The following is a 25,912-nucleotide window of genomic DNA, read 5'->3' on the forward strand; positions in this document are numbered from 1 at the left end:
TTTTCAATCTATTAATAATTATATATAAAAAGTAATCCGAAATTAAAAAATCAAAAAACGTAAAATCATTTACTATTTTCTTATAAGCAAAAAAGCCGGCAGGAACCGGTTATCCCGTTCCCTGCCCGGCTTCTGCCGCCTGTCACTCGGACTGAGCGAGCAGCTTCTCCAGCTCCGCCAGCTTCTCGCCGAACTCCCGGCAAGCCGCCTCGATCGGTTCGCTCGTCGTCATGTCGACGCCTGCCTTCTTCAGCACTTCGATCGGATAGTCGGACGAACCCGCCTTGAGAAACTCCCCGATATACCGGTCAACTGCCGGCTCTCCTTCTTCAAGGATTTTGTTGCTCAGGGCGACGGCGGCGCTGTAGCCTGTCGCATACTGGTACACATAGTAGTTATAGTAGAAGTGAGGAATCCGTGCCCACTCAAGTCCGATCTCTTCGTCGACTGCAAGGTCTTCGCCGAAGTATTTCTTATTGAGGGCATAGTACACTTCGGTCAGCTTGTCCGCCGTGAGCGCAACGCCTTCCTGGTCAAGCTTGTGAATTTTGTGCTCGAACTCCGCAAACATCGTCTGGCGGAAGACCGTGCCGCGGAACCCTTCCAGCCAGTAGTTGAGGAGGTACATCTTCTGCTGCTCGTCTGTGAGCGTCTTCAGCAGATGGTCGTTGAGGATGGCCTCGTTGCATGTCGATGCGACCTCTGCAACGAAGATGGTATAGTCACCGTACACGAACGGCTGTGTTTTCCGTGTGTAGTAGCTGTGCACGCTGTGGCCGAATTCATGGGCGAGCGTGAACAGATTGTTCACATTGTCGTGCCAGTTCATGAGGATGTACGGGTTCGTCCCGTAAGACCCCGACGAGTAGGCGCCGGAACGCTTGCCCTTGTTTTCCCGGACGTCGACCCAGCGATTTTCAAGCCCTTCCCTCAGGATGGCGGCATACTCATCGCCGAGCGGCCGGAGCCCTTCGAGCATCATGCCCTTCGCTTTTTCATATGGGATTTTCATGTCGACGTCCTTGACGAGCGGCGTATACATGTCCCACATGTGAAGTTCGTCGACACCGAGCACTTTTTTCCGGAGTGCCACGTATTTGTGGAGCAGCGGGAGATTCTTGTTGATCGTGCCCACCAGATTGTCATAGACGCTTTCCGGGATGTGATTGCCGGAAAGGGCCGCCTCCCGGGCCGAGCTGTAGTTCCGGACCCTTGCATTGACGTTGTTCGCCTTGACATTGCCGGCCAGTGTTGATGCAAACGTATTGCGGAATTTGCCGTACGTGTCGTACATGGCCCGGAAAGCGGATTCGCGGACGGACCGGTCGCCGCTTTCAAGGAATGTCGTATAGCGTCCGTGGGTCAGGCGGGCATCCTTGCCGTCCTCATCCTTGATCATCGGGAATTCCAGGTCCGCGTTGCTCAGCATGCCGAACGTTTCGGACGACGAACCCGCGACTTCGGAGAACTGCGCAAGCAGCGCTTCCTGTTCTGCCGGAAGCACATGCGGCCGCTGGGCGTTGATCTCCTCCAGGGCCTGGCGATAGAGGCTCAGCCCCTCGCTTTCATCCACGAACCGCTTGAGCTTCGCTTCATCCACCGACAGCAGTTCGGGCGTGAAGAAGGAGAAGGCCGTCGCCACCTTCACATACAGCGTCTTCACCCGGCTGTCCATTGCCTGGTAATGGCTGTTTGCCGTATCTTCGTCATAGCGCATATGGGCGTAGGTATAAAGGCGCTGCAGGCGCTCGAACAGCTCGTCCCGGTAGCGAAGCGCCTCCAGCAGCTGTTCCGGTCCTTCGCCAAGCGTACCCCGGTATGTTTCCGCTTTCCCGGAAAGCTCTTCGACCGCTTTGTATTCTTCATTCCAATCCTCATCGCTCGCAAAAATGTCTTCTAGCCGCCAGGTTTCCTCTGCCGGCACCTGGTTCCTTGTCAGAACATCCGTCTTTGATTCAGTTGTCATCGAATATGCCCCTTCCTGCTCTTGCCAAAATAAAACACATGACCATTTTCTCAATATTCACTTTGACTGGCAAGGAAATCATTCCAAAGAAGCCGGACGGATTGATCTGTCATGGCTTCCCTCCCCTTCAGGTCTTCAAGCGATCCGATGCCGGAGCGTTCGAGAAACCGGGCATATGCTTCCAGGGCCGGGCGCCCGTCGCCCAGTTGTGCCGGATATTTACGGAGGAACTTGGCGATCATCCCCCCGTCCCTCCACCTGCCCGCAGTGCCGTGTGAGGCGAGCAGGAACACGTACATCGCCTGCCATTCGGCTGCATGGTCCGAATAGCGTCCCGAATGGAGGGTCGGAACCCCGATATACGGGGAAAGGCGGCCGATCATCACGCCGTTTTCATAGCATGCCCGCAGGAGGGGGTCCTGAATGCCCTTCCGGCTGAGCTGCACCCGCCGGTCAAGGAATGCCTTTCTCTTTTTCGCATATATTGTTAAGTATCGCCCGAACTCGGCTTCGTCCGGCGGGGAAGGAACCGCGAACGGAAAGTGCTGCTGTGTATATGGCAGAGCGATCATTTTTCCGATGAATTGATTTCCGCTCGCATGCATCGGATGAATGAAGTAATAAAAATGGGCGGTCAGCGGATCAAAGGTCATGATGTATTGACCGGCTGCACCTCCGTCCCTGAAAAACATGCGCAAAAAAGCCGGGACCGTATGCAAACGTACCGGCGGACCGGGCCTGCCCCAGTTTTCCGGCGTCAACGGAATCCAATGGACACCGATGTCCAGGCTGCGGTATCCTTTTGTCCGCTCGTTGACGGCCGAACCGGAAATCGGGCTGCACTGAAATTCGATGGCATGGGCGTGCCCCTCTTTTTCGACGAGAAGATCCGGCCTCTGCCGGATTGCCTTGATCCTCGTCTCCATTCCGGTCGGCAGCCCCAGGTTGCCGAACATCTCGTACAGCAGCTGCTTGCCCTTCAGATGCGCCTCCGACTCCCCTTCTGCAAACTCTTCCCTGCACTCCGTTCCGGCCTGGTGGGCAAAATGGGGAATCCGTACATCCCCGAGTTTCAGCCACATCCTCCCTTCGCACTGCGGGCAATGAAAACGATGCTCTTCCCTGAGCCGGCTCAGCGCACTCTTCGTCATCTGTCGGGTCAGGACCAGTTGAATCCCGTTGTCCATCATGGCAGACAGCAATTCCCCGTCCCCTTTCATCCTTTTCGCCATTGTAGGCGCGGGGGCGCTTTTCGGCAAACCCACGCCCGACGCAAGTGGATGGCAAATTTGGATTTTGGGGACGGGGGTTGCGCCGAATTCTAAAATCGACATCGGAAACCGCGTCAAAACAAAATCTTGCTTTGGGGCAACCACCCCCGGCTTTCCGTCTTTTTCTGCAAATAAAAAAACGGGAAGCGGCAGGCTTCCCGTTCAGACGGCTTCCAGATCAGCCGAAATGCTCTGCAATTGTACCGAAAACGTCGTCCGCGATGATCACTTTCCCGTACTCCTCAAGCCGGTGAATCGTGACATTGGAGCGCTGTGCATACTCCAGCAGGATACTGTTGATGTCTTCCAGTTCACTTTCATCGCCCGGAAGATCATCGAAGCCGATATGCAGGTAGTAGCTTTCTTCAAACAGGTAGAGCGAAGTCCTGAGCAGCTCCCCGTTGAGGACCTGGGAAAGCGGGATCAGGTCATCGAATTCCCCGATGAGGAACGTGGCGTCCGCCCACTCGTCTTCTTCCTGCCTGAACTCCGGCATGTAGTCCAGATCGTTGAGGTCCGCGTAGGAGGATTCGTCCTGACCGTACATCCGTTTCCGGTCTTCAGAGCCGAACGGCGGTTCGAGCTGCTTGCCGTCCCGCGTGACCTGGGCCTTCGTGACAGTCACTTCCAGCCCTTTGTCCATGGCATGGACCTGGATCCAGAGCGGGCCTTCGATTGCAAAATCGGCTTCATCGTCGACTTCCTCCATCATTTCCCAGAACAGTTCTTCGCTTCGGTCCCGGTTATACCAGATTTCGTCGCGGGTGAACCCGCGTTCTTCAATATCAATATACGAAATGAAAAACTTGACCGTGTTTTCATTGATCCGTTCTATTTCCATGTTGCACCTCTCCCTTCCGACGGTAATCTCCGTAAACCCACATGAAATCAAGAAACGTTCCGCCGTTGGCAAGTGTCCTGCTGTAGTATATGCCGGCCCGCAAAAGAATGGAAAGGCGTGTCCTGCGGGAAGGTCTTAGTTAGTAGTATAAGCATTGTATGGGACGGCACAACGGAAAGCAAGAAAAAAAACGAAAAGACTGACAGGCTCCACGGAACGCTCCTGTCAGTCTGTCTTTATGCTCAGTTGACCATCCGCTGTGCTTCAAGAAGCTGGTAGGCCCTCACCTTGCGCGGGAGGAACCGGCGGATCTCATCTTCGTTGTACCCGACCTGCAGACGCTTGTCATCGAGGATGATCGGCCGGCGGAGAAGACCCGGGTGCTCCTGGATGAGTTCGTAAAGTGTCTGAAGGGGAAGGCTCTCCAGGTCAACATTCAGCTTCTGGAAGATTTTCGAACGGGTCGAAATGATTTCATCCGTCCCGTCTTCCGTCATGCGGAGAATCTGCTTGATCTCGTCAATGGTGAGCGGTTCGGAGAAAATGTTCCGTTCTGTATATGGAATTTCATGCTCTTCAAGCCATGCTTTCGCTTTGCGGCAAGAAGTGCAGCTTGGCGATGTAAAAAGGGTGACACTCATCCACTACACGTCCTTTCAAATAGGTAGGAAGTCGGAGCGTTTATTAGGTCTTTCTGATTAAAATCATTCTAATGTCTTTCAGCATGATTTTATTATACACCATTTCTGACCATAGCGATACACATTTTCGGAAAAAGTTTTCCCTCTGGCATCAGCCTTCACAAATTCGCGAAATTTGCGGATTGCCGTTAAAAAGCTGTCTGTCCTTCTGTTATAGCGATGTGTTCAATGCACACAGACACAGGAAAATTGAACGTTGGTATTCTCAATTAAGTTGCTGTGAATGAAAATCGTCTTCAATTCATCTTCCTGTATTAATTAGTACGATTGTGCCGCCAAAAAGTTCCGTTCTAGTTCATATATTTCCCGATTCGTCCTGGGATAAACGAAAAAATGGCATACACCGGAAATTTATTTCCGTGCATGCCAGTTCGGGCCAGCTTCCATTTTTGATCAAGGGGTATAGTCGACGCCCTGCGTGTACCGGTTGGCCGCATTCCACAGCAGGAACTCATCGATTCCGGAGTCATTGAGCGCCTTGATCTGCGCCTCCACCTCCGCCTTGCCGTATTTCAGGTAATTCCCGCTGCCCAGCCACGATGCCGTGAAGTCTTGCAGCCAGGGCCGGGACACCGGCGGATTCTTGAGTTCGCCGAGCTTCTCGTTTTCTACCTTTGCGTATTCGGCGACGAGTTTATAAGGCTCGAGGTCCGGTTTGGCAATCCCGAAATACGAAGTCCAGTGACTTGGATAGATCATCGATGAAATGACGTCCACGTTTTCGGAGATCTTCGAGAAATTCTGTCCGATCCCCGGCGCCTCCGGCAAAGTGGCCGAATATCCGAAGATGTCGACTGCAACATCCACCCCATACGGTTCAAGCTGCTCTTTTGCGTAGGCGACAAAGTCGGTGACCGCCTGGACCCTGCGCTGTACGGGATCGAGCTTCGAGTCCTCATATTCACCGAACGTGTAACCGAGTGTATCGGCACGCGTCTCGAATCCTTCCGGGAACCGGACATAGTCGAACTGGATCTCCTTGAAGCCCATTTTGGCCGCTTCGATGGCAATCTGGATGTTATGGTCCCAGACTTCTTTCAGGAACGGACTGACAAACGCTTCTCCCCGCCCGTTCTTCCAGACTTTCCCGCCGTCCGTATAAGAAAGTTCAGGACGCTTTTCTGCAAGGATGGTGTCTTTGAACACGACCACACGGGCAATCGGATAAATCTTCTTCTCCTCCAGCTTCTCGAGCATGGCCCGCGGATCTTTTATGTACGGCTGTCCGATTCCCATCTCTGCGAGCGGTGAGTCTTTCTCCGGTTCGTAGGTGAGATAGCCAAAATCATCCTTGATGTCGATGACCATGGCATTCAGCTCGGTGGATCCGACAAAGTCCACGAGCTGATCAAACTTGGCTCCGCCCGCGGAATGGCCGGTCAGATAAATGCCGCGGACCGCGTCCGGATAGTCGAAGGTCAGACCGGAGTCGTAAGTGAAGAGTTTTGAGGAAGAAATCAGACCCTGGTCAAAATCTTCGAATCCGTAGGCGATCTCTTTGAAATCGGCCGGACGTTCCATCTCTGCCGAGGCGGCGGCAGGCATCATCAGGCCGGCGGCGAGTACGGCAGCCGCCATCCACTTTATCTTCATGTCGCAAAACCCCTTTTGGTTGATGCCCTTATTCTAACAGTTCCCGGAAGACGAAGAAAGGATTACAGGAAATATTCAGGCACCCCGAAGTTGCGACTTTTTCCCGGCATCTATATAATAGAGGGAAATCATTTAACAACAAATGCGCAAACGGAGAAGAGTAAGCGGAGGGCAGCCGTCCAGAGAGCCTGTGGCCGGTGAGAACAGGCCGGCTCCCCCGCCGAATGGGCTCCCGAGCAGGACCGGTGAATGGAGTAGCCGGTTCCGTCCGCCCTCGTTACGGGCTTGAGCGGCCGAATTTCGGCAATGCGGGTGGTACCGCGGTTGATGACACATCATCCGTCCCAGTTTTGATGGGATGGCTGGTGATTTTTTTATTTTCAGGAGGTTTTTTGAATGAAGAGGATTTTTTCAGGTGTTCAGCCGACGGGCATGGTGACCCTCGGCAACTACATCGGGGCATTCCGCCAGTTTACGGAGCTTCAGAATGACTATGACTGTGTGTTCTGCATCGTCGATGAGCACGCGATCACGATGCCGCAGGACCCGGATGACCTTCGCAGTGCCATCCGGTCTCTCGCAGCCATCTATGTCGCAGTCGGCATCGACCCCGACAAGGCGACCCTGTTCATCCAGTCTGAGGTCCCCGCCCACGCACAGGCCGGATGGATCATGCAGTGCATTTCATACATCGGCGAACTCGAACGCATGACGCAGTTCAAAGACAAGTCGACGGGCCGGGAAGCCGTCTCATCCGGACTCCTCACTTACCCACCTCTCATGGCCGCGGACATCCTCCTATACGACACGGACATCGTCCCGGTCGGGGATGACCAGAAGCAGCACGTGGAGCTCACGAGGGACCTGGCCGAGCGGTTCAACAAACGTTACGGCCAGACACTCACCGTGCCCGACATCCGCCTGCCGAAACACGGCGCACGCATCAAGTCGCTGCAGGAGCCGACGAAAAAGATGAGCAAGTCGGACGAAAACAAGAAGGCCGTCATCACGCTTCTCGATACGCCGAAACAGATCGAGAAGAAGATCAAGAGCGCGGTGACCGACTCCGAAGGCCGCGTCGCCTATGACGAACTGAACAAGCCGGGCGTCTCCAACCTGCTGAACATCGAGGCTTCCCTTTCCGGTGTGCCGGTTGAGGAGCTTGTCCGGAAGTATGAAGGCGGCGGATACGGAGATTTCAAGGCGGGGGTTGCAGAGGCCGTCATCAATCACCTGACGCCGATCCAGGAGAGATATCAGGAATTGCTCCATTCCGATCAGCTGGACCGGATTCTTGATGAAGGGGCTGAAAAAGCGAGCGCCATCGCCTCGGCTACTCTTTCCCGGATGGAAGCCGCAATGGGCCTCGGCCGGAAACGGTAAGCAGCAGGACGGCCAGTGAGGCGAGCATGACCTTGAAGTCAATCGTCGAGAAGATATGGCGGAACACGACCTCCCAGGAATAGCCGAGTGCCCGGTAGTTCAGGTACAGGACAAGATGGGACATCGTGATCACGCACAGTCCGTAGGAGAATAAGAAAAGGAAGAAACGGTTCATGGCCGGATTCCTTTCTGCTCATGGTTTGTACAACATATAGCAAAAGCGGGACCCTTATTCGGAAAGGGTCCCGCTTTTGTGTGTGGTTTTGGTCTGTCGGTCCGCTTCAGCGGCTCACCACAGCAGTTTTCACCGCAGCGATTTCGGGTTCAGGGCGTCTTTCAGGCCTTCCCCGATGAAGTTGATGGAAAGGATCGTGAGCGTGATCGCCAGTGCAGGAGGCATCCACATCCACGGCTTGCCCTGAAGGACATCCGGCTCGTTCGCATACGCGAGCATATTCCCCCAGCTCGGGATTTCCTGCGGCACCCCGAAGCCGAGGTAGGACAGTCCGGATTCAGCGATGATCAGACTGGCGAACAGGAGTGTCGCCTGAACGATGATCGTCGACATGACGTTCGGGAGCAGGTGCTTGACGATGACCTTTGCCGGAGAGCAGCCGATCGAAATGGCGGCAAGCACGTATTCATTCTCTTTTTCTGCGAGCACTTTCGACCGGACGATCCGCGCCACGCCGCCCCAGCTGAGGAACCCGATCACGCCGATGAGCACCCAGAGGCCGTCCACGATGCCGAACAGGATCGTGTTGAGCACGATGACGAACACGAGGAACGGAAAGTTCAGGACAAAGTCTGTGAAACGCATGAGCATGCTGTCGACTGCACCGCCGAAGAATCCGGCGATTGATCCGACGAGCGTTCCGATGAAAATGACGAGTGCCGTTGCACTGGCACCGACGAGTAGGGAGATCCGGCCCCCGTAGAGCAGGCGTGTAAGGACGTCCCGGCCGCTCTTGTCCGTACCGAGCAGATGGTCGCCGTTTGGCGCGATGTTCATTTTGCTGATATTGACCTTGGCGACATCCGGGATCGGCGAAAGATGAGGCGCCAAAGTCGGTGCGAGAAGAGACAGGATGATGACGATGAAAAGAAATGCCGTACTGATCATCGCGAGTTTATTTTTCATGAATTTCCGTCTGGCGATTGCCCACGGAGAGAGACTTTTTTCCCGGTTTTTGGCCGGCCCTGTTGCTGCATTCGTTGTCATGATGTGCTTTCCCCCTTAACCTAAGCGGATCCGCGGATCCACGACTCCGTACAGAATATCAGCGATCAGGTTACCGACAAGGACGAGTGCCGAGAGCATCATCGTGATGGCCATCACCGTCGGGTAGTCCCGGTTGTTCACGGAATCAAGGAACAGGAGCCCGATGCCCGGATACGAGAAGATTTTTTCTGTGATCACGGCACCGCTCATCAGGCTGGCAATGTCGAATCCGAGGAACGTCACGAGCGGAATGATCGAGTTTCGCAGAATATGGACATTGTAGATCTTGCCGATCGGAGTCCCTTTTGCACGGGCGGTCCGCACAAAGTCCTTGCGCGAGTTTTCGATCAGGTCATTCCTCAGGAATTGGGTATAGGAAGCCGTACTGAACAGTCCGAGGATGAATGCCGGAAGCATGACGTGATGGATGCGGCTCATCCAGTAATCGATCGTTCCATTCTGAACTTCGATGTCGACGGAACCGGCAAACGGGAACCAATGAAGTTTGAATGCAAAAAAGTAAACGGCGAACACCCCGGCGACGAATGAAGGGATGGCGAGGCCGGTATAGTTGAAACCGGCGATTAAATTGTCACCGATCGTGTACGGCTTGCGTCCGGAGTACATCCCCATCGCAAAAGCAAGGATGTATGTAATGATCAGCGCAGTGAGTGCCAGGAAAACGGTATTCGGTATTTTCTCGAGAAGCAGATCGGAAACCGGCATTTTATAGCGGGTTGATTTTCCGAAGTCTCCCTGCACGAAACTGGTCACCCAATTCCAATACTGGACGTAGACCGGATCATTGTAGCCGAGTTTCTCTTGCATCTCGGCGATATATTCAGGGTTGGTGTTGGTCGGGTCGATTTCGCCACGGAGCGAGTCCCCCGGCATCGCCTTCGCCAGGAAGAAGACGACGACGGATACGAGGAACAGCATCGGAATCATCCCGAGCAGCCGGCGCAATACATATTTAACCATACGGTACTCTCCTTCTCTTCTGTCTCTCTTCGTTGCCACTCTCAAACACGGTAAGAATTATTTTTATTGAAATACTCCTTACCGTGCTTAAGAGCATCCAAACAATAAAATAAATAGAATCAGCGGCAGGCAGGCTTTCCGCCCGCCGCTGACAGGTTCTTCAGTCAATCCGTCAGATCACTTGCCTTCTTTCTTGTACCATTCCGACGGGTTGTTTGTGCCCGCAACGTCGACCGTGAAGCCGCCAACCTTATCGGATACCGCATACAGTTCATCCAGTTCTGCGATGAAGATCATCGGTACATCATCAGTGACGATCTTCTGCCATTCAGCATAGACCTGCTTGCGCTTGTCTTTGTCATCGCCGATTTCTTCAACGCTCAGAGCTTTCTTGAGGAGCTCGTCGGCCTCAGGATTATTGTAGCGCGGGTAGTTCCAGATCTGGTCGGATGCCCATGTCGGAGTCGGGTCCGGATCTGCGCCTGTGCTCCATCCGCCGAAGAATGTTTCGATCGACGGGTCGTCTTTTTCGATCATATCGTAGTAAAGGTTGACTTCGACCATTTCAAGTTCGGACTTGAGGCCGACTTCTTCCCAGTACTGGGTCAGCGCTGTTGCACGGGATTCAAACGTCGGGTTGCCCGTAGCATAGTGGGAGAACTTGACACTGAATTTTTCACCTTTCGGATCTTCGCGGAAGCCGTCACCGTCTACATCTTTGTAGCCGGCTTCATCAAGAAGCTTTTTCGCTTTTTCTGGATCGTAGTCGTAGCCTGTGACTTCACTGTCGTCTGCGGAAATCCAGTGTGCCGATGGAACCGGCTTGTTGATCGGTTTTCCGTAGCCGAAGAAGAATGCATCGATCCACTCCTGGCGGTTGATGGCATGCGCCATAGCCTGGCGGAGTTTGACGTCTTGGTACTTAGGATTTTCTTCTACGATCTTCTGTTGTTTATTGTCGAACTTGCCGAGTTTGAAGCCGACATAATAATAGGAAAGGCCAGGTGCCGTGACGATTTCCACATTATCGAGCTTCTCGACTTCAGGGCCGGATACAGGCTGGATGGCGACCATGTCGACTTCGCCGTTCTGGAGAGCGCCGACCGTGGCGGAGTTGTCGATGATTCGGACAATGATCTTGTCAAGGTTGACGTCTCCGTTCCAATAATCTTCGTTTTTCACGAGTTCTACGGACTCGCCCGGAACAATTTTTTCAACTTTGAACGGACCGACGCCGACCGGGTTCTTGCGGACTGCATCGGAACCGGACATATCCTTGACTTCAATGCCTTCGAATTCTTTTGCCGGCATCGGGTATGTCCAGAGGTTCGTCAGGTTGTTCAGGCGCGGCGCGTCGAATGTCACTTCGATTGTGTAATCGTCGATGACTTTCAGGCCGGAGATGCTGTCGGCTTTGCCTTCACGGAATTCAGGCGCACCTTCGACCGTTTCGACGTTCGCATAACGAGGGCCGTCGTAGTCAGGGCTTGCCAGTGTTTCGAGTGCGAAGACCCAGTCATTGACTGTGAGTTCTTCACCGTTGTGCCACTTCACGCCTTCTTTGAACTTGAATGTGAAGTGCTGGTTGTCCTCGGTTTCCCATTCCGCATAGTTCGGGATCGGCTCGAGGTTTTCGTCGTACTTGATAAGTCCTTCATCGAAGAAATCGATGATCTCTGCGTCTGTCGCAATGCCATAGAAGGCAAAGCTGAAGAGGCCTTCAGGAACCGCGTCAAGCGCGTATGTGAGCGTACCGCCCTGCTGCGGACCGGAATCTTCCGTTTCGGTCGCTTTGCCGTCACCTTTGCTGTCGCCCGATTTGTCATCGGAAGCCTTGTCGCCGCCGCATGCTGCGAGGAATGCGGACAGGACAAGGATCATCGCGAACAGCCATAACATCGACTTGCGTTTCATACTTGTTTACCCCCCATTTAGAGATTATTTTTGATCAGTACAGGACGCACGCTACGTGATGACCCGGTCTCACCTCCTTCAAAGGAGGCTTTTCCTGCGAACAGATTTCCTGTGCCATCGGGCAGCGCGTATGGAACGGGCAGCCGGTAGGCGGGTTCGCGGGGCTCGGCACATCCCCCTGCAGCACAATCCGCTCTTTCCGCAATTTCGGATCAGGCTCCGGTATTGCGGAGATGAGCGCCTGCGTGTAAGGGTGCAGCGGCTCGCTGTAGAGATCTTTATTTGATGCAACCTCGACGAGATTGCCCAAATACATGACGCCGATCGTATCGCTCATGTGCTTGACGACGCTCAGGTCGTGGGCGATGAACAGATACGTGAGATCGAACTCCTCCTGCAGGTCTTTCAGGAGGTTCAGGACTTGCGACTGGACCGAGACGTCCAGCGCGGACACGGGCTCGTCCGCGATGATGAGCTTAGGATTGAGCGCCAGCGCACGGGCGATCCCGATCCGCTGCCGCTGTCCGCCGGAAAACTCATGGGCGTATTTATAGTAAGCCGATTCCGGCAGACCCACACGGGTGAGGAGAGATTTGACGTATTGCTCCAGCTCTTTTTTGTTCCGGCGCTCAAAGTTGAGGATCGGTTCTGCGATGATGTCCCCGACCATCTGCATCGGGTTCAGGGATGCGTAGGGATCCTGGAAGACCATCTGGAAGTCCTGGCGCGCCTTGCGGAGCCGGGAGCCGCTGATGTTCGTGATGTCCTCCCCGTCGAAGATGATCTGGCCGCCGGTCGGCTTGATGAGCCTGAGGAGAGTCCGGCCGGTCGTCGACTTACCGCAGCCGGATTCTCCGACGAGCCCCATCGTCTCGCCTTTCTTGATGGTAAAGGACACATCGTCCACCGCTTTGACATTGCCGACCACGTGCTTGAAAAAGCCGCCGTGGATCGGGTAATACGTTTTCAGGTTTTTTACCTCAAGAAGGTTTTCCCGTTCTTTCTTTTTGCTGTTTTGCTCTGTCAGCTCTTTTGTTGTCATCGTGCACCCACTCTTTCTTCTTTCGGCCAGCTTTCTTCATAGAGGAGGCAGGCCACTTCGTGTTCGGCTGCGGATTCGCCGAGCCGCGGGGTCACCTGCATGCATTCCGGCATTGCTTTCGGACACCGGTTGGCGAACCGGCAGCCGACGGCAGGCATGTCCTTGATCGCCGGCACGAGCCCTTCGATCGTTGCAAGCCGCTCGCGTTCCTCTTCCATCTTCGGAATGGCTTCCATCAGCAGCTTCGTATATGGATGTTTCGGATTCTCGAACAATTCTTCCACCGTCGCACGCTCAACGATCTTGCCGGCGTACATGACGAGGACAACGTCACAGATCTCGGCGACGACTCCAAGGTCGTGCGTGATCAGCATGATGGCCATGTCATTGACTTCCTGGATGTTCTTCAGCAGGTCGAGGATCTGTGCCTGCACCGTTACGTCAAGCGCCGTGGTTGGCTCATCGGCGATGAGCAGCTTCGGCTGGCAGGCGATTGCCATGGCGATCATCACCCGCTGGCGCATCCCTCCGGAGAGTTGGTGAGGATATTCATCCACGATCTGTTCGGCACGCGGAATGCCGACATTCTTGAGCAATGTAACCGCTTTCGTTCTTGCTTCGTTCTTTGTGATGTCCTGGTGGTTGAGCAGGACTTCCGTGATCTGATAGCCGATCGTGAATACCGGATTGAGGGAAGTCATCGGTTCCTGGAAGATCATCGAGATGTCTTTGCCGCGTATGCCGTTCATCTTCTTTTCGTCGTAATCGACGATGTCCTGCCCTTCAAACAGAATTTCACCGCCGCGGATTTTACCGATGCCCTGCGGGAGGAGGTGCATGATCGACAGGGACATGACGCTCTTGCCGCAGCCGGACTCGCCGACAATCCCGACAATCTGTTTCCGGTTTATGCTGAATGAGACGCTTTCGACTGCATTGAAATATTCTTTTCCGATTTTAAAACCGGTTTGTAGATTGTGGACCTCGAGGAGAGGTGTCTGCTTGTTCGTTGCCTGATTTGCTGTCATTTTTGCACCTCAAGATTTCTATTTTTCTGTTATTTCGTTCTTGCTAAATTTTATTACAAAAAGATTACATGCGCAAGGTATTTTTTGAATTTCCTATTTTGATGGAATCGGAAAAAGGTTGTATTCATTTGAAAAATCCAGTTATATCGGGCTTTCGCAAACTGTTTTCTGAATTTATATTCTGCTAAGATAATAAGTCCCAAGATGAATATCCTATCTCCCGAATCCGGCCCGGATGCACCAAAAAAGCCCCGGACCACTCAATAGGTCCGGGACTTTCGTTCCATGAATCTTATTCCGCTTTCTTGAAGAGCAAGGAAACATTGTGTCCGCCGAAGCCGAGCGAGTTGCTCATGGCGTAGCGGATGTCATGCTTGCGCGCCCCTTCGGTCACATAGTCCAGATCACAGGCAGGATCCGGGGTTTTATAGTTGGTCGTAGGAGGCATGATGCCGTCCCGGATGGCCATCGCGGTAAAGACGGCTTCCACTCCCCCCGCAGCACCGAGGAGATGGCCGGTCATCGATTTGGTGGAGCTCACGGCGAGTTCATAGGCATGGTCGCCGAACACGCTCTTCACCGCATCCGTTTCAAATTCATCATTGTACGGCGTGCTCGTGCCGTGCGCATTGATGTAATCGACCTGCTCGGGTCTGACGCCGGCTTTGCTGAGTGCCTGCTGCATCGCACGTGCCGCACCTTCGCCTTCAGGGGCGGGCGCCGTGATGTGGTGTGCGTCGCCGGTGGAGCCGTAGCCGATGATTTCCGCATAGATTTTCGCTCCGCGGGACACTGCACGGTCGTAATCTTCGAGGATCAGGATGCCCGCACCTTCACCGATGACGAAGCCATCCCGGTCCGCATCAAATGGACGGGAAGCCGTTTCCGGATCCGGATTGGTCGTGAGGGCTGTGTTCGCACAGAAGCCGGCGACCGCCATCGTCGTGATCGGGGCTTCCGCACCGCCCGTGATCATCATATCCGCATCACCGCGTACAATCGCCTCAAAGGCATCGCCGATTGAATTGGCCCCGGATGCGCATGCGGTGACCGTACAAGAGTTGATCCCTTTGGCGTTCGTGTAGATGGACACCTGTCCTGCGGCCATGTCCGGGATCATCATCGGAACGAAGAACGGGCTCACCCGGCGATATCCGCGCTCCTGGAACGTTTTGAACTGCTGTTCATGCGTTTCCATGCCGCCGATGCCCGATCCGATCCAGACCCCTGTCCGGAGTGCCGTCTCATCATCCAGCCGGCGCGGCAGGCCTGCATCGTCGAGTGCCTCGAATGCCGCCGCCAGTGCATAGTGCGTGAAGCGGTCCATTTTGCGCGCTTCCTTCTTCTGGATATATTCTTCGATGTCAAAACCCTTCACCTCGGCCGCGACCTTGGCCGGGAACAGTTCCCGGTCCAGCCTCGTGAGCGGTCCGACGCCTGATTTTCCATCTTTGATCGCAGCCCATGCAGTGGCCGCGTCATTGCCGACCGGGCTGATCACTCCGACACCCGTTATAACGACACGTCTTTTCTCCATCATCATTTCCCTTCCTTCTCACAGATATTTATATATGGATTTCCTGAATTGCATCCCGCGGGCCGGGGGTCTTCATCTGCCCCAGCGGATGGCAAGGGCGCCCCATGTGAGACCCCCGCCAAACCCGACGAGCACGAGCAGATCCCCGTCTTTGACATTGCCGTCCGCCACTTCATCACAAAGGGCGATCGGAATGGATGCGGAGGATGTGTTGCCGTATTTGTGGATCCGCTTGGACATTTTCTCCGGCGGAAGTCCGAGGCGTTCACGGGAAGCCTCCATGATCCGGATGTTCGCCTGGTGCGGGATCAGATAATCCGCATCTTCTTTCGTGAGCCCGGCTTTTCCGAGGACGGACAAGGCGGACTCGCCCATTTGCCGGACAGCAAACTTGAACACTTCCCGCCCGTTCATATGGAGATATTCGTCTTGATACAGGTGCTTTCCTCCCGAGCCGTCCGCACCGAGTTCAAATGCAAGGATGCCCTTCCCTTCCGAAACCTTGCCGATGACTGCAGCGCCCGCACCGTCCCCGAACAGGACTGCCGTATTGCGGTCTTCCCAGTCGGTGATTTTCGAAAGCTTCTCCACACCGACCACTAGCACGTATTCATACGTCCCGGACTCGACGAACTGCATGGCCGTGGCAGCACCGTACATGAATCCGGCACATGCGGCAGAAATGTCCATCGCGGCGGCATGGGTGGCGCCGAGGCGATCCTGCAGCTGGGTTGCCACGCTCGGGAACGGCCGGTCGGGCGTGACGGTCGCCACGAGGATGAGCCCGATCTGATCCGGCGAGATCCCGGAATCCCGGATGGCTTCCTCCGCTGCCTTGTACGCCATGTCGGAAGTGTCCATATCGTCTCCCGCTATGCGGCGCTCCTCGATCCCCGTCCGTGTGCGGATCCATTCATCAGAAGTGTCGAGCCGCTTTTCCAGGTCAGCATTTGTCAGCACATGTTCCGGGACGCATTTCCCGATTCCGATCATTCCTACGCCCATTCCTTAACCCCTTTTCTTTATTATCATCTATTAATACCTGGTGATAATTTAACACAGCGGACCCGGTTTTGACAACTTCTTGACCGTGAAAAGCGGCACGGGCGGACATTCACCGGAATCGTGCTTTCCCGGCCTTGTGCAGTGTGTTATGATGAAAAAGGAAAATTCCGTGCAGAGGTGACTTTCATGCAATACATCATGACATTTTTCTGGTCGTTCCTACTCGTCACGATGCTGAACTACGTGGTCAGCTCGATCAATGACGTGCCGTTCGAATTTGGACTCGGCGTGATTGTCTCTGTCGTTCTTTCGGTTCTCGTGTTCATCGTCTCGGCGGTCCTGCCGAGTGAGTCCACACCGGATTACGAAGCGTGACTTCACTGAAAAACCGTTCTTCCGAAATGGAAGAACGGTTTTTTTGTATTGCGCTGCGGTAGTCATTTGCCCAGCTTCCGGATCGTGATGCTCCCGTCCGCAAGCTCGGCACGGATCGAATCCCCTTCCTGATAGCCGCCCTGGATCAGCCCATGGGCGACGGCCGTTTCGACATGGCGCTGGATGAACCGCTTGAGCGGCCGGGCCCCGAAGTCGGAGTCGGTCCCCTCTTGGACAATCCAGTCAACCAGGCCGTCGCCGTATGTGAGCACGATACCCTGAGTCGCCACGCGGTCGGCCAGGTCGTCGAGCATCTTCCGTGCAATCCGCCGGAAATCCTCGTTTTTCAATGAATGGAAAATGACGATATCGTCCATCCGGTTGAGCAGCTCCGGCTTGAAGTGGCGCTTCAGCTCGGCCATGATCAGGTCTTCGACCGCATGTTCCTCTTCCCCTTCCATCTGGAGAAGGAGGGAGGAGCCGATGTTCGACGTCATGACGATGATCGTGTTCGTGAAATCGACGTTCCGCCCCTGGCTGTCCGTGATGCGCCCGTCATCGAGCGCCTGCAGGAGGATATTCGACACATCCGGATGCGCCTTTTCGATTTCATCCAGCAGGACGACGGAGTACGGGTTGCGCCGCACGGCTTCCGTCAGCTGTCCGCCTTCCTCGAATCCGACATATCCGGGAGGCGCTCCGACGAGACGGGAAACAGAGTGCTTCTCCATGTATTCGGACATGTCGATCCGGATGAAGTGGGATTCCGAGTCAAAGAGCGTCGCGGCGATCGTCTTCGCCAGTTCCGTCTTCCCGACGCCCGTCGGACCGAGAAACAGGAACGATCCGATCGGCCGGTGCGGGTCTTTGATCCCGGATCTTGCCCGCCATACAGCCTCCGTGACGAGCCGGACGGCGTCATCCTGTCCGATCACCCGCTTTTCCAGCGTCTCGCGCAGGCGGAGCAGCTTGTCCCGCTCGCCTTCGACAAGTTTCGCAACCGGAATTCCCGTCCATCGTGCGACAATTTCAGAAATCTCCTCTTCGGTCACTTCTTCCCGGAGCAGGCGGTTCTCCTCATCTGTGAGCGGCGCCTCCAGCTGCGCCAGCTCTTTTTCGGCCTGTGGAATGCGGCCGTGCCTCAGTTCGGCCGCTTTGTTGAGGTCATACCGGTTCTCCGCGTCTTCAAGCTCCCGGCGGTAACGGTCCAGTTCCTCCCGCTTCGCCTGGATTTCACGGATCGATTCTTTTTCCCGTTCCCAGCGATCACGCATGTCTGCGGTCGACGCCCGGAGTTCCTCAAGTTCTGCACGCAGGGCTTCAAGCCGTGCCTTGCTCCGCTCGTCTTTTTCCATCATGAGCGCCTGTTCCTCGATCTCCAGCTGCATGATGCGGCGGGTCACTTCATCCAGCTCCTGCGGCATCGAGTCGATTTCAGTCCGGATGAGCGCACAAGCCTCGTCGACCAGGTCAATCGCCTTGTCCGGCAGGAACCGCTCCGTCAGATACCGGTCTGACAGGGCCGCCGCCGCCACGAGCGCACGGTCATGGATGCGGACCCCGTGATGAAGTTCATACCGTTCTTTCAGACCGCGCAGAATGGACACCGTGTCTTCGACGGAAGGCTCGCGGACATACACCTGCTGGAACCGGCGCTCAAGCGCGGGATCTTTTTCGATATACATGCGATATTCGTCCAGCGTGGTGGCGCCGATGCAATGGAGTTCTCCCCGCGCGAGCATCGGCTTCAGCATATTGCCTGCGTCCATCGATCCTTCGGTCCTTCCGGCACCGACAATTGTATGGAGCTCATCGATGAACAGGATGATCTGCCCATCGCTGTCCTTCACCTGCCGGAGCACGCCTTTGAGCCGTTCCTCGAATTCCCCCCTGTACTTGGCACCGGCAACGAGCGCACTCATGTCCAGCTCATACAAATCCCGGTCCTTCAAACCTTCGGGGACGTCCTTCTTGACGATCCGCTGGGCAAGCCCTTCGACGATCGCCGTCTTTCCGACGCCCGGCTCGCCGATCAGAACCGGATTATTCTTTGTTTTTCTGGAAAGGATGCGGATCACGTCCCGGATTTCCTGGTCGCGGCCGATCACCGGGTCCATCTTCCCTTCCTTCACCTGCTCGATCAGATTCCGGCCGAATTGCTCGAGCGGACTTCTCTGATCCTCCTGCTGCATGTTCATCTGCATTTGCACATTCACCCCGTTTTGCCTAATGTCATCAACCTTTTTGACCATCTTTGACTAATTCCATTATATGCTATTCCCTTCACAGGGTAAAGTGAAACGCCGGGAGTCTGGGGCGTTCCGGATCATGCAGCTGCCACCGGCCCGGTCATTGCCCTGCATATAAAAAACGCGGATCGCCTCTTTCGGGGATCCGCGTTTTGATTATGATCATCGCACGCCGAGTGCGATTTTTGCATAGCGGGACATCATGTCTTTCGACCATGGCGGGTTCCAGACGATGTTCACTTCAGTGTCTTTCACTTCCGGCAGTTCAGCCAGTTCACGCTTGATGTTGTCGACGATCATCGGCCCGAGCGGGCAGCCGAGCGAAGTGAGGGTCATCGTCACATCGACTTTGCCGGCGTCGTCCATATCGATGTCATAGACGAGTCCTAGATTGACGATATCGATGCCAAGCTCGGGATCGATGACATTCTCAAGCGCGCCCATGATGCTTTCTTTCATCTCTTGATCCATCGTGATACCCCTTCCGTTCCGTATTCCATTCATCATAACAGACCTGTGCTCAACCGTTCAAATGAGTTGCAAGCCAGTCCGTGCATTCAAGCATGCCCGTCCGGGAAACGGCATGTCCCGCAGAGCGGTCCGCGGTGAATTTCAGCCGGTCCGGCACATTCTCATAATCTTTCCTGCATGCTTCGATGAAATTGGCCGTCGGCTTGAACGGGACGGTTTCATCGTTCATCCCATGCCAGAAGTAGACCGGGCGCCCGGCAAGCGCCGTCCGGTCTTTCGTCAGGTCAAACCGGGCAAGCGTATCGAGCAGTGCCGTCCGCTCCCCGCCAGTAAGGGGAAGCTTGAATCCGCGGCTTTCATATTGGGCCATCTGGGCTTTCGACAGGTTGACATATCCGGGCGTGCCCATCATGACGCCTGCTGTGTCGATCCAGTCATACGCCTTCAGGCAGCCGAGTGTCTCAATGCCCCCCATCGAAGTTCCGGCGAGCCCGAATTTCTTTGCGTCCGGGAAGCGTCTTTGCAGCTCCGCCTTCAGTTTGCCGACTTCTTCGATTGTCGTGAGCACGGTCTCCCAGAAACGCAGGCTGAGCTGGACTTCGTCGAGTCCCTCTTCACGAACTCCGTGCAGATGGGCTTCGGGCAGCAAGACCCGGATGCCGCGCTTTGCCAGATTGTATGCATAGTGGAGGTTATGTTCTTTGGCGCTCGTGAATCCGTGCAGGAACATCGCGACGGGTGCCGATTCACCGCCGTCTTCCGGGTATACATGCAAAAGCGGGATTCCCGCCCAATGTTCTTCCTTGATGAGCATATGCAGCACTTCCTGTTTTTTCTTTTATCCTAACAGACCCTGGATGAAAAACAAACCGGTCTGCCCGTCGGTTCGGCGGGACCGTCTGCCGTGAAGCGGGTGATCGCAGGAGACGGCAGCAGGCCCGTCCGGCAACACCGGCGGCGTGGCGGCCTTGCCGGCGGAATCGGCCCGGCATCCTTTAAACCAATGACTTGCCGGGGGATTTTTTTGACTTGGGAGAAAGGGGAAGGATACACTCAATATAAGAGAAGAAGGGGGAATGCATCGATGAAACAGCATTTGATCGTACTCGACCTGGACGGAACCCTGCTGACTGATGAAAAGGTCATCTCAACCAAAACCGAACAGGCGCTGATGGCTGCAAAGGCGGAGGGCCACCTGGTCATGATCGCGACGGGACGCCCTTACCGGGCAAGTGAGCCGTATTACCGGCAACTTGGCCTGGACTTGCCGATCGTCAACTTCAATGGCGCGTTCGTCCATCATCCGAAGGACCGCTCCTGGAAAACGATCCACGAGCCGATCAGCCTGCCCGTCGTGGGCGACGTGATGGAGTCGATCCAAGAATTCAATTTCCACAATATCGTGGCCGAAGTGCAGGATGATGTGTATGTTCACCAGCACGATGAGAAACTGCTCAACATCTTTACAATGGGCGACCCGAAGGTCACGGTCGGTGATCTCCGTTCGTATTTGAAAGACAATCCGACAAGCCTGCTCATCCATCCGGATGCCAAAGACGCGGACCGGATCCGGGAACGGCTCGGCGAAGTCCATGCGGAAGCCGTCGACCACCGCCGCTGGGGTGCTCCATGGCACGTCATCGAAATTATCCGCCACGGGCTGAACAAGGCGGTCGGACTGTCCGCCGTCGCCGGCTGGGTCGGCGTTCCGCGTGACCGGATCATCGCGTTCGGAGACGAGGACAATGACCTGGAAATGATTGAATATGCGGGAACGGGCGTCGCGATGGGCAATGCCATCGATGACCTGAAGACGATCGCTGATGAAGTGACCGGAACGAACAACGAGGACGGGATTGCCGCCGTCCTCGAAGAACGGCTGAAGCTGAAGCTTGCCAGCCGGATCTGAGGAGGAAGCCAAATGAAGTTGTATGCAGACAGCGCAACCGATCTGCCTCTTGCGTTTTTCCGGGAGCATGATGTGGAACTGATCCCCCTCCATGTGGAGATCGGCGGCGCCAGCTACAGGGACATCGTGGAAATCGATTCAAAAGAGATTTTCCGGAAGATCCGGGGCGGCGACCGGCCGAAGACATCCCAAGCCTCCCCGGAAGAATTCATCGGGCAGTGGGAATCGCTTGCCCGCTCCGGCGAGAAAGGCCTGTACATCGCCTTTTCGTCCGAGCTGTCGGGCACTTATTCGACGGCGGTCATGATGAGGGACCAGGTGATGGGCGATCATCCAGGACTCGATCTTGAGATCATTGACACGAAATGTGCATCGCTCGGATACGGTCTGCTGCTGATTGAAGCGGCCCGCCTGCGGGAAGAAGGAAGGGAACGGGACGAGATCGCGGATGCCATCCGGCAGATGGCTGCGCGGATGGTCCATCTGTTTACGGTCGAAGACCTCGATTATCTGGCGAAGGGCGGCAGATTGTCCAGGGCAGGCGCCTTCATCGGCGGCCTTCTGAACATCAAGCCGCTCCTTCATGTCGAGGACGGAAAACTCGTCCCGATCGAAAAACACCGGGGCCGCAAGAAGGTGTTCCAGCGCATGAATGCGCTCATGGGAGAACGGGGCAGCGGACTTTCCCGGCAGCGGGTGGCGATCAGTCACGGCGATGACGAAGAAGCCGCGCTTGCCCTGAAATCACTGATCGAGGAAACGCATCAACCCGAATCAGTCGATATTCACATGATCGGCTCCGTCATCGGCTCGCATGCCGGGCCGGGGACGATTGCCCTCTTTTTCCAGGACCTTGAGGCGGGGCCCGAATCTCTTCAGAAAGGATGAAGCCATTGAACATCGTGGTCATCGGAGCAGTTGCGGGAGGCGCGACCGTCTCCTCCCAGCTGCGCAGGTTCCTGCCTGATGCCAACATCACCGTCATCGGAAAAGACAGCCGGATGGGCTTCGCCACGTGCGGGATGCCTTACGTGCTCGGCGGACTTGTCGAAAGCATGGATTCGCTCGTCTCTGTGACACCCGAGCTTTTCAGGGACAAGAAATCAATCGACGTCAGGCTGCGCCATGAGGCGACTGAAATCGACCGCCCGGGCAAGAAAGTGATCGTGAGGGACCTGGACAGCGGCGAAACGGAAGCCCTCCCCTACGACAAGCTCGTGCTGTCGCCGGGCGGCTCGGCGAGGACACCGGAAATACCGGGGTCGCCGTCGATTCCGGTGTTCACGCTCCGTCACTTCGACGACATGGCCGAATTCGAGAATTACCTGGAAAGGACCCATCCTCAGCGCGGACTCGTGATCGGCGGCGGCTTCATCGGCGTGGAACTGGCTGAAAACTTCCGCCAGCTCGGCATTCACACTGAACTCGTTGAGCATCATGGCCGCATCATGCCCATTTCCGATCCGGACATGAGCGGACTGCTCGAACAGGAGATGAAAGAGAACGGCGTCGTCCTCCACCTCGGAAGGGAAGTCCGTTCGGTCACGGGTGACCGGGTATGCCTTGACGACGGCTCCGAATTCCGTGCAGATTTCATCGCGGCTGCGGTCGGCCTCGTGCCGAACACGGAGCTCGCCGAAGAAGCCGGCCTCACGATCGGGCCGACCGGCGGCATCGCGACAGATCCATTCATGAGGACAAGCGATCCGGACATCTATGCGATCGGGGACGCGGCGGAAGGCCGGGACTGGTTCACCGGCAAGCCGAAGCGGGTGCCGCTCGCCTGGAGCACGCACAGGGAAGCGTTCATCGCCGCCAATCATATCGCCGGGGGCAACACGGAGATGGACGGGCTTCTCGGCACGTCGATCACCAAGCTCTTCTCCCTCACGGCCGGCATGACCGGTATGTCGGAACAGATGCTCAAAGAGGAAAACATGGCCTTCAAGACCATCATCCATGAGAGCCGGTCAAATGCGGGATACTTTCCCGGCAACGGAAAACTCCGGCTGAAGATTCATTACGACCCGGACACCCGTCTGATCCTCGGTGCCCAGGCCGTCGGCGAGAAGGGCGCGGACAAACGGATCGACATCATCGCCACCGCCATCCGCGGCCGCATGACGATGGACGATCTGGCCGCGATTGAAATCGCGTATTCCCCCGCCTACAGTTCTCCGAAGGATCCGGTCAATATGGCCGGATACAAATCGATGGACCGGCCGGGGAACCGCACAGACGGGAAATAAAAAACCATCCGCCCCGATAATGGGGACGGATGGTTTGATAGAAAGCGCCCGGCCGCATCGGCGGCACGGGGGCTTTTTATTTTGCTTTTGCTTCATCGGCCCGTCGCTGGCGTCCTCTCCGCCAGACTTGCCAGATGAACAGGAGGAAAATCGTATAGACGAGGATGGCCGCGATAATATACGGGATGTTCAGCCCCTTGTCCTCTTCGACGATGAACATATCGGCCGTTTCCCGGTCAAGTACGATCCGGTAGTCTCCCCGGTCGGCCTGGCGGATGAGGTCACTTCCGAACAGCGCCCGGAGCGTCTTGTCTCCGCCCCCCACCTTTTCCTGAGGGATGTCGACCCGCTGCGTCTCACTCGTGTTGTTGAGCGCGATGATCCACGTTTCATCCTCGGTATAGCGTCTGTAGACGATCATGCCTTTTTCGTTGTAAAGGAGTTCATAATCGCCCGTCCGGAGGGTCTCCGACTTATTCCGGAGCTCATTGACGTTGGCGATATGATCTTTCAGGTCCTCATCCGCCTTGAAATCATGGTTCGGATGATTCCCGTGATGGCCGGTCCCCGCCTCGGCCACTTCGGAGCCGTAAGTCATGATCGGGACGCCGGGAAGCGTGAACAACGCTGTTGCGGCCACTTTCCACCGGGTCGGCGGGAACATTCGCTTTTCCACCATTTCCGCGGTGAACCGGTCCCCCTCAAGCGTGTCGAAGAACAGCAGGCTCGGCGGATCGGTCGGTTCGATCCCTTCCAGCACCGAGGAGTTCGGGTCCATTTCTGAAAACACCTGCTTCAGAATGGCGTTTTCCCCGGTATTGTAAGAGAGGTCGAATTCAGCGCCCGACGGTTCATCCGAAAAGACGAGCAGGTCTTTCTTCTCTGCCTTGACGGCCCGGATCAGTTCGTTCAGGAATGCTGCGTCCCCTTCTCCGAACCGGGTGAGCCGCAGTCCGTCAACCCCTGTTTTCTTCACAAAGGAGACGGCCGCTCCGATCAGCGCCTCCCTCACTTCGGGCTTTTCGATGTTCCAGCTGACGGTTCCGTCCGGATTGCGGACCGCCCAGTCCTCATGATCGGTCGTCCACACATGATGTGCACTCACTTGCCCGACCGGAAAGTCTGCATAGATGTCCATGTTTTGTTTATGGAACTCACTGATGAGCCCGGAGAGCTCCTTCTCGGTGCCGAACCGGTCCTCGATCGAGCCGTAGTCCAGCACGCCGTGGCCGTCATACGTGTCCGTTGAAAAGATGGGACCGATTGAAACGGCGGTAAAGCCCATCGACTGGATATAATCTCTTTTTTTGATCAACCCTGCGAAGTCGCCGCCCGAAAAGGCATCCGGATCGGCAGGATCTGCGTCCTGGTCATTCGCCGGTGTGCCGTTGAAGAAACGGTCGACGAGTGTGTCATAAATGGTGCCGTCAAATGTCGGGTCGCCGGATGCCGGCGCTGCGGATGCGGAAGGTGTCCAGGCAGCTGCCCCGATGATGATTGCTGCGGAAAGTGCAGCGAGTGATTGTTTGATCAACGCAAGTGCCTCCTCTGTTGCCATCACCCGTTATTTTATCACTCCCCGAAGAGCCCTGCGACCGGAATTCCCGGGGCAGTCCGGAATTCTGCAGAAATTCGTCGGAAATGTGAAAAATGGCGGGTGCGGGGGCATCCCGTCCTTCGATGCGTCCATTCATTCCATAAAAAATCCGGAAGCGGGATGAACCGCTTCCGGATTACCGGGATCAGAAGAACTTCATGCCGACCGGCAGCTTGAAGCCGAGGAACATGGTCACGAGGAGGCTGATGAAGAACAGCACCCACATGACGGTGACCGGCTTGTTTTTGTTCTGGCGGACGAGCGTCATTTCCATGAAGCCGATCGTCAGGATTCCCATCAGGAACTTGATGCCGTACAGCATCGCGTCCGAGCTGGACCATTTAAAGAACAGGAATGCGCCGCTCACAATGATGAGAATATAGAACAGCCGAAGGATCATATGGACAATCTTCCGTCCCTTCGTCCCTTTCGCCATGACGGCGGCGATGAGGAACAGGATGATCCCGACCACCCAAGTGAAGATATGAAGATGTGTAGTATCCGTGAATACGCCCAACTTGTCACCTCATTTACTATGATTGCCCTTCTATCCTATCATAGCTTTCCGATCCGTTCAC

Annotated in this window: 23 protein-coding genes and 1 other annotated feature; of the genes, 5 read left to right on the forward strand and 18 right to left on the reverse strand. The window is 55.5% G+C overall.

The window, feature by feature from the left end; all coding sequences use genetic code 11:
- Window positions 1-142 precede the first annotated feature (142 nt).
- The 5 genes from pepF to B0B07_RS02035 form a co-directional block, all read right to left on the reverse strand.
- On the reverse strand, window positions 143-1,966 hold the full coding sequence (pepF, locus tag B0B07_RS02015; RefSeq protein WP_076756700.1) for an oligoendopeptidase F: 1,824 nt from the start codon (window positions 1,964-1,966) through the stop codon (window positions 143-145).
- A 50-nt stretch (window positions 1,967-2,016) separates the two neighbouring features.
- Entirely contained in the window at window positions 2,017-3,168 is a 1,152-nt protein-coding gene (locus B0B07_RS02020; RefSeq protein ID WP_159438409.1) for a competence protein CoiA, read from the reverse strand.
- Between the two features lie 247 nt (window positions 3,169-3,415).
- On the reverse strand, window positions 3,416-4,078 hold the full coding sequence (mecA, locus tag B0B07_RS02025; protein ID WP_076756702.1) for an adaptor protein MecA: 663 nt from the start codon (window positions 4,076-4,078) through the stop codon (window positions 3,416-3,418).
- 242 nt (window positions 4,079-4,320) lie between these two features.
- Entirely contained in the window at window positions 4,321-4,719 is a 399-nt protein-coding gene (gene spxA / locus B0B07_RS02030; protein ID WP_040227801.1) for a transcriptional regulator SpxA, read from the reverse strand.
- A gap of 453 nt (window positions 4,720-5,172) precedes the next feature.
- Complete coding sequence (locus tag B0B07_RS02035; protein ID WP_084186502.1) at window positions 5,173-6,372, reverse strand: putative glycoside hydrolase; 1,200 nt, start codon at window positions 6,370-6,372, stop codon at window positions 5,173-5,175.
- Between the two features lie 138 nt (window positions 6,373-6,510).
- Window positions 6,511-6,722: a binding site (T-box leader), on the forward strand.
- 46 nt (window positions 6,723-6,768) lie between these two features.
- On the opposite strand from B0B07_RS02035, the gene trpS reads away from it, so the two are divergent.
- Window positions 6,769-7,755 (forward strand): tryptophan--tRNA ligase, encoded by a 987-nt coding sequence (gene trpS / locus B0B07_RS02040; RefSeq protein WP_076756703.1) that lies wholly within the window; start codon window positions 6,769-6,771, stop codon window positions 7,753-7,755.
- On the opposite strand, the gene B0B07_RS02045 is transcribed toward trpS, so the two are convergent.
- The 8 genes from B0B07_RS02045 to B0B07_RS02080 form a co-directional block, all read right to left on the reverse strand.
- Window positions 7,706-7,930, reverse strand: coding sequence for a hypothetical protein (locus tag B0B07_RS02045; RefSeq protein WP_076756704.1), 225 nt, complete (start codon window positions 7,928-7,930; stop codon window positions 7,706-7,708). The two genes, trpS and B0B07_RS02045, sit on opposite strands and share 50 nt — an antisense overlap.
- A 129-nt stretch (window positions 7,931-8,059) precedes the next feature.
- Window positions 8,060-8,977 carry an oligopeptide ABC transporter permease gene (gene opp4C, locus B0B07_RS02050; protein WP_076756705.1) on the reverse strand — a complete coding sequence of 306 codons (918 nt, stop codon included), beginning with the start codon at window positions 8,975-8,977 and terminating at the stop codon, window positions 8,060-8,062.
- 15 nt (window positions 8,978-8,992) lie between these two features.
- Window positions 8,993-9,958 carry an oligopeptide ABC transporter permease gene (opp4B, locus tag B0B07_RS02055; protein WP_076756706.1) on the reverse strand — a complete coding sequence of 322 codons (966 nt, stop codon included), beginning with the start codon at window positions 9,956-9,958 and terminating at the stop codon, window positions 8,993-8,995.
- A gap of 177 nt (window positions 9,959-10,135) precedes the next feature.
- The gene (gene opp4A, locus B0B07_RS02060; protein WP_076756707.1) at window positions 10,136-11,872 is read right to left on the reverse strand and encodes an oligopeptide ABC transporter substrate-binding protein; all 1,737 of its coding nucleotides are present in this window, start codon (window positions 11,870-11,872) and stop codon (window positions 10,136-10,138) included.
- Between the two features lie 34 nt (window positions 11,873-11,906).
- Window positions 11,907-12,914: an ABC transporter ATP-binding protein gene (locus B0B07_RS02065; RefSeq protein ID WP_076756708.1), complete on the reverse strand. Its 1,008-nt coding sequence runs from the start codon at window positions 12,912-12,914 to the stop codon at window positions 11,907-11,909.
- Complete coding sequence (locus B0B07_RS02070; RefSeq protein ID WP_076756709.1) at window positions 12,911-13,942, reverse strand: ABC transporter ATP-binding protein; 1,032 nt, start codon at window positions 13,940-13,942, stop codon at window positions 12,911-12,913. The genes B0B07_RS02065 and B0B07_RS02070 overlap by 4 nt, the downstream gene beginning before the upstream one ends.
- Window positions 13,943-14,234: 292 nt before the next feature.
- Window positions 14,235-15,479 (reverse strand): beta-ketoacyl-ACP synthase II, encoded by a 1,245-nt coding sequence (fabF, locus tag B0B07_RS02075; protein WP_076757465.1) that lies wholly within the window; start codon window positions 15,477-15,479, stop codon window positions 14,235-14,237.
- Between the two features lie 72 nt (window positions 15,480-15,551).
- The gene (locus tag B0B07_RS02080; protein ID WP_076756710.1) at window positions 15,552-16,484 is read right to left on the reverse strand and encodes a beta-ketoacyl-ACP synthase III; all 933 of its coding nucleotides are present in this window, start codon (window positions 16,482-16,484) and stop codon (window positions 15,552-15,554) included.
- 186 nt (window positions 16,485-16,670) lie between these two features.
- Between B0B07_RS02080 and B0B07_RS02085 the strand changes: the two genes are divergently transcribed.
- The gene (locus tag B0B07_RS02085) at window positions 16,671-16,859 is read left to right on the forward strand and encodes a DUF2929 family protein (protein WP_076756711.1); all 189 of its coding nucleotides are present in this window, start codon (window positions 16,671-16,673) and stop codon (window positions 16,857-16,859) included.
- Window positions 16,860-16,921: 62 nt separating this feature from the next.
- Here B0B07_RS02085 and B0B07_RS02090 read toward each other — a convergent pair whose 3' ends face one another.
- The 3 genes from B0B07_RS02090 to B0B07_RS02100 all read right to left on the reverse strand — a co-directional run bounded on the left by B0B07_RS02090 (window position 16,922) and on the right by B0B07_RS02100 (window position 20,393).
- The gene (locus B0B07_RS02090; protein ID WP_076757466.1) at window positions 16,922-19,057 is read right to left on the reverse strand and encodes an ATP-dependent Clp protease ATP-binding subunit; all 2,136 of its coding nucleotides are present in this window, start codon (window positions 19,055-19,057) and stop codon (window positions 16,922-16,924) included.
- 213 nt (window positions 19,058-19,270) lie between these two features.
- Window positions 19,271-19,579: a metal-sulfur cluster assembly factor gene (locus B0B07_RS02095; RefSeq protein WP_076756712.1), complete on the reverse strand. Its 309-nt coding sequence runs from the start codon at window positions 19,577-19,579 to the stop codon at window positions 19,271-19,273.
- 49 nt (window positions 19,580-19,628) lie between these two features.
- On the reverse strand, window positions 19,629-20,393 hold the full coding sequence (locus B0B07_RS02100) for a prolyl oligopeptidase family serine peptidase (protein WP_076756713.1): 765 nt from the start codon (window positions 20,391-20,393) through the stop codon (window positions 19,629-19,631).
- A gap of 270 nt (window positions 20,394-20,663) precedes the next feature.
- Here B0B07_RS02100 and B0B07_RS02105 point away from each other — a divergent pair, with 270 nt between their 5' ends.
- Genes B0B07_RS02105 through B0B07_RS02115 form a run of 3 tightly spaced genes read left to right on the forward strand, consistent with a single transcriptional unit; the run spans window position 20,664 to window position 23,737 of the window.
- Window positions 20,664-21,488 (forward strand): Cof-type HAD-IIB family hydrolase, encoded by an 825-nt coding sequence (locus B0B07_RS02105; RefSeq protein WP_076756714.1) that lies wholly within the window; start codon window positions 20,664-20,666, stop codon window positions 21,486-21,488.
- 12 nt (window positions 21,489-21,500) lie between these two features.
- Window positions 21,501-22,376, forward strand: coding sequence for a DegV family protein (locus tag B0B07_RS02110; protein WP_076756715.1), 876 nt, complete (start codon window positions 21,501-21,503; stop codon window positions 22,374-22,376).
- A 14-nt stretch (window positions 22,377-22,390) separates the two neighbouring features.
- On the forward strand, window positions 22,391-23,737 hold the full coding sequence (locus B0B07_RS02115) for an FAD-dependent oxidoreductase (RefSeq protein ID WP_407643862.1): 1,347 nt from the start codon (window positions 22,391-22,393) through the stop codon (window positions 23,735-23,737).
- 76 nt (window positions 23,738-23,813) lie between these two features.
- Here B0B07_RS02115 and B0B07_RS02120 read toward each other — a convergent pair whose 3' ends face one another.
- Together B0B07_RS02120 and B0B07_RS02125 are read right to left on the reverse strand one after the other, a co-directional pair.
- A complete protein-coding gene (locus tag B0B07_RS02120) occupies window positions 23,814-25,271 on the reverse strand; it encodes an alpha-amylase family glycosyl hydrolase (protein WP_234982230.1) in 1,458 nt (485 codons plus the stop codon).
- Window positions 25,272-25,479: 208 nt separating this feature from the next.
- Complete coding sequence (locus tag B0B07_RS02125; RefSeq protein WP_076756718.1) at window positions 25,480-25,851, reverse strand: YisL family protein; 372 nt, start codon at window positions 25,849-25,851, stop codon at window positions 25,480-25,482.
- Window positions 25,852-25,912 lie beyond the last annotated feature (61 nt).

Origin of the sequence: Edaphobacillus lindanitolerans, from assembly GCF_900156305.1 — a bacterium.
GTDB lineage: Bacteria > Bacillota > Bacilli > Bacillales_A > Planococcaceae > Bhargavaea > Bhargavaea lindanitolerans.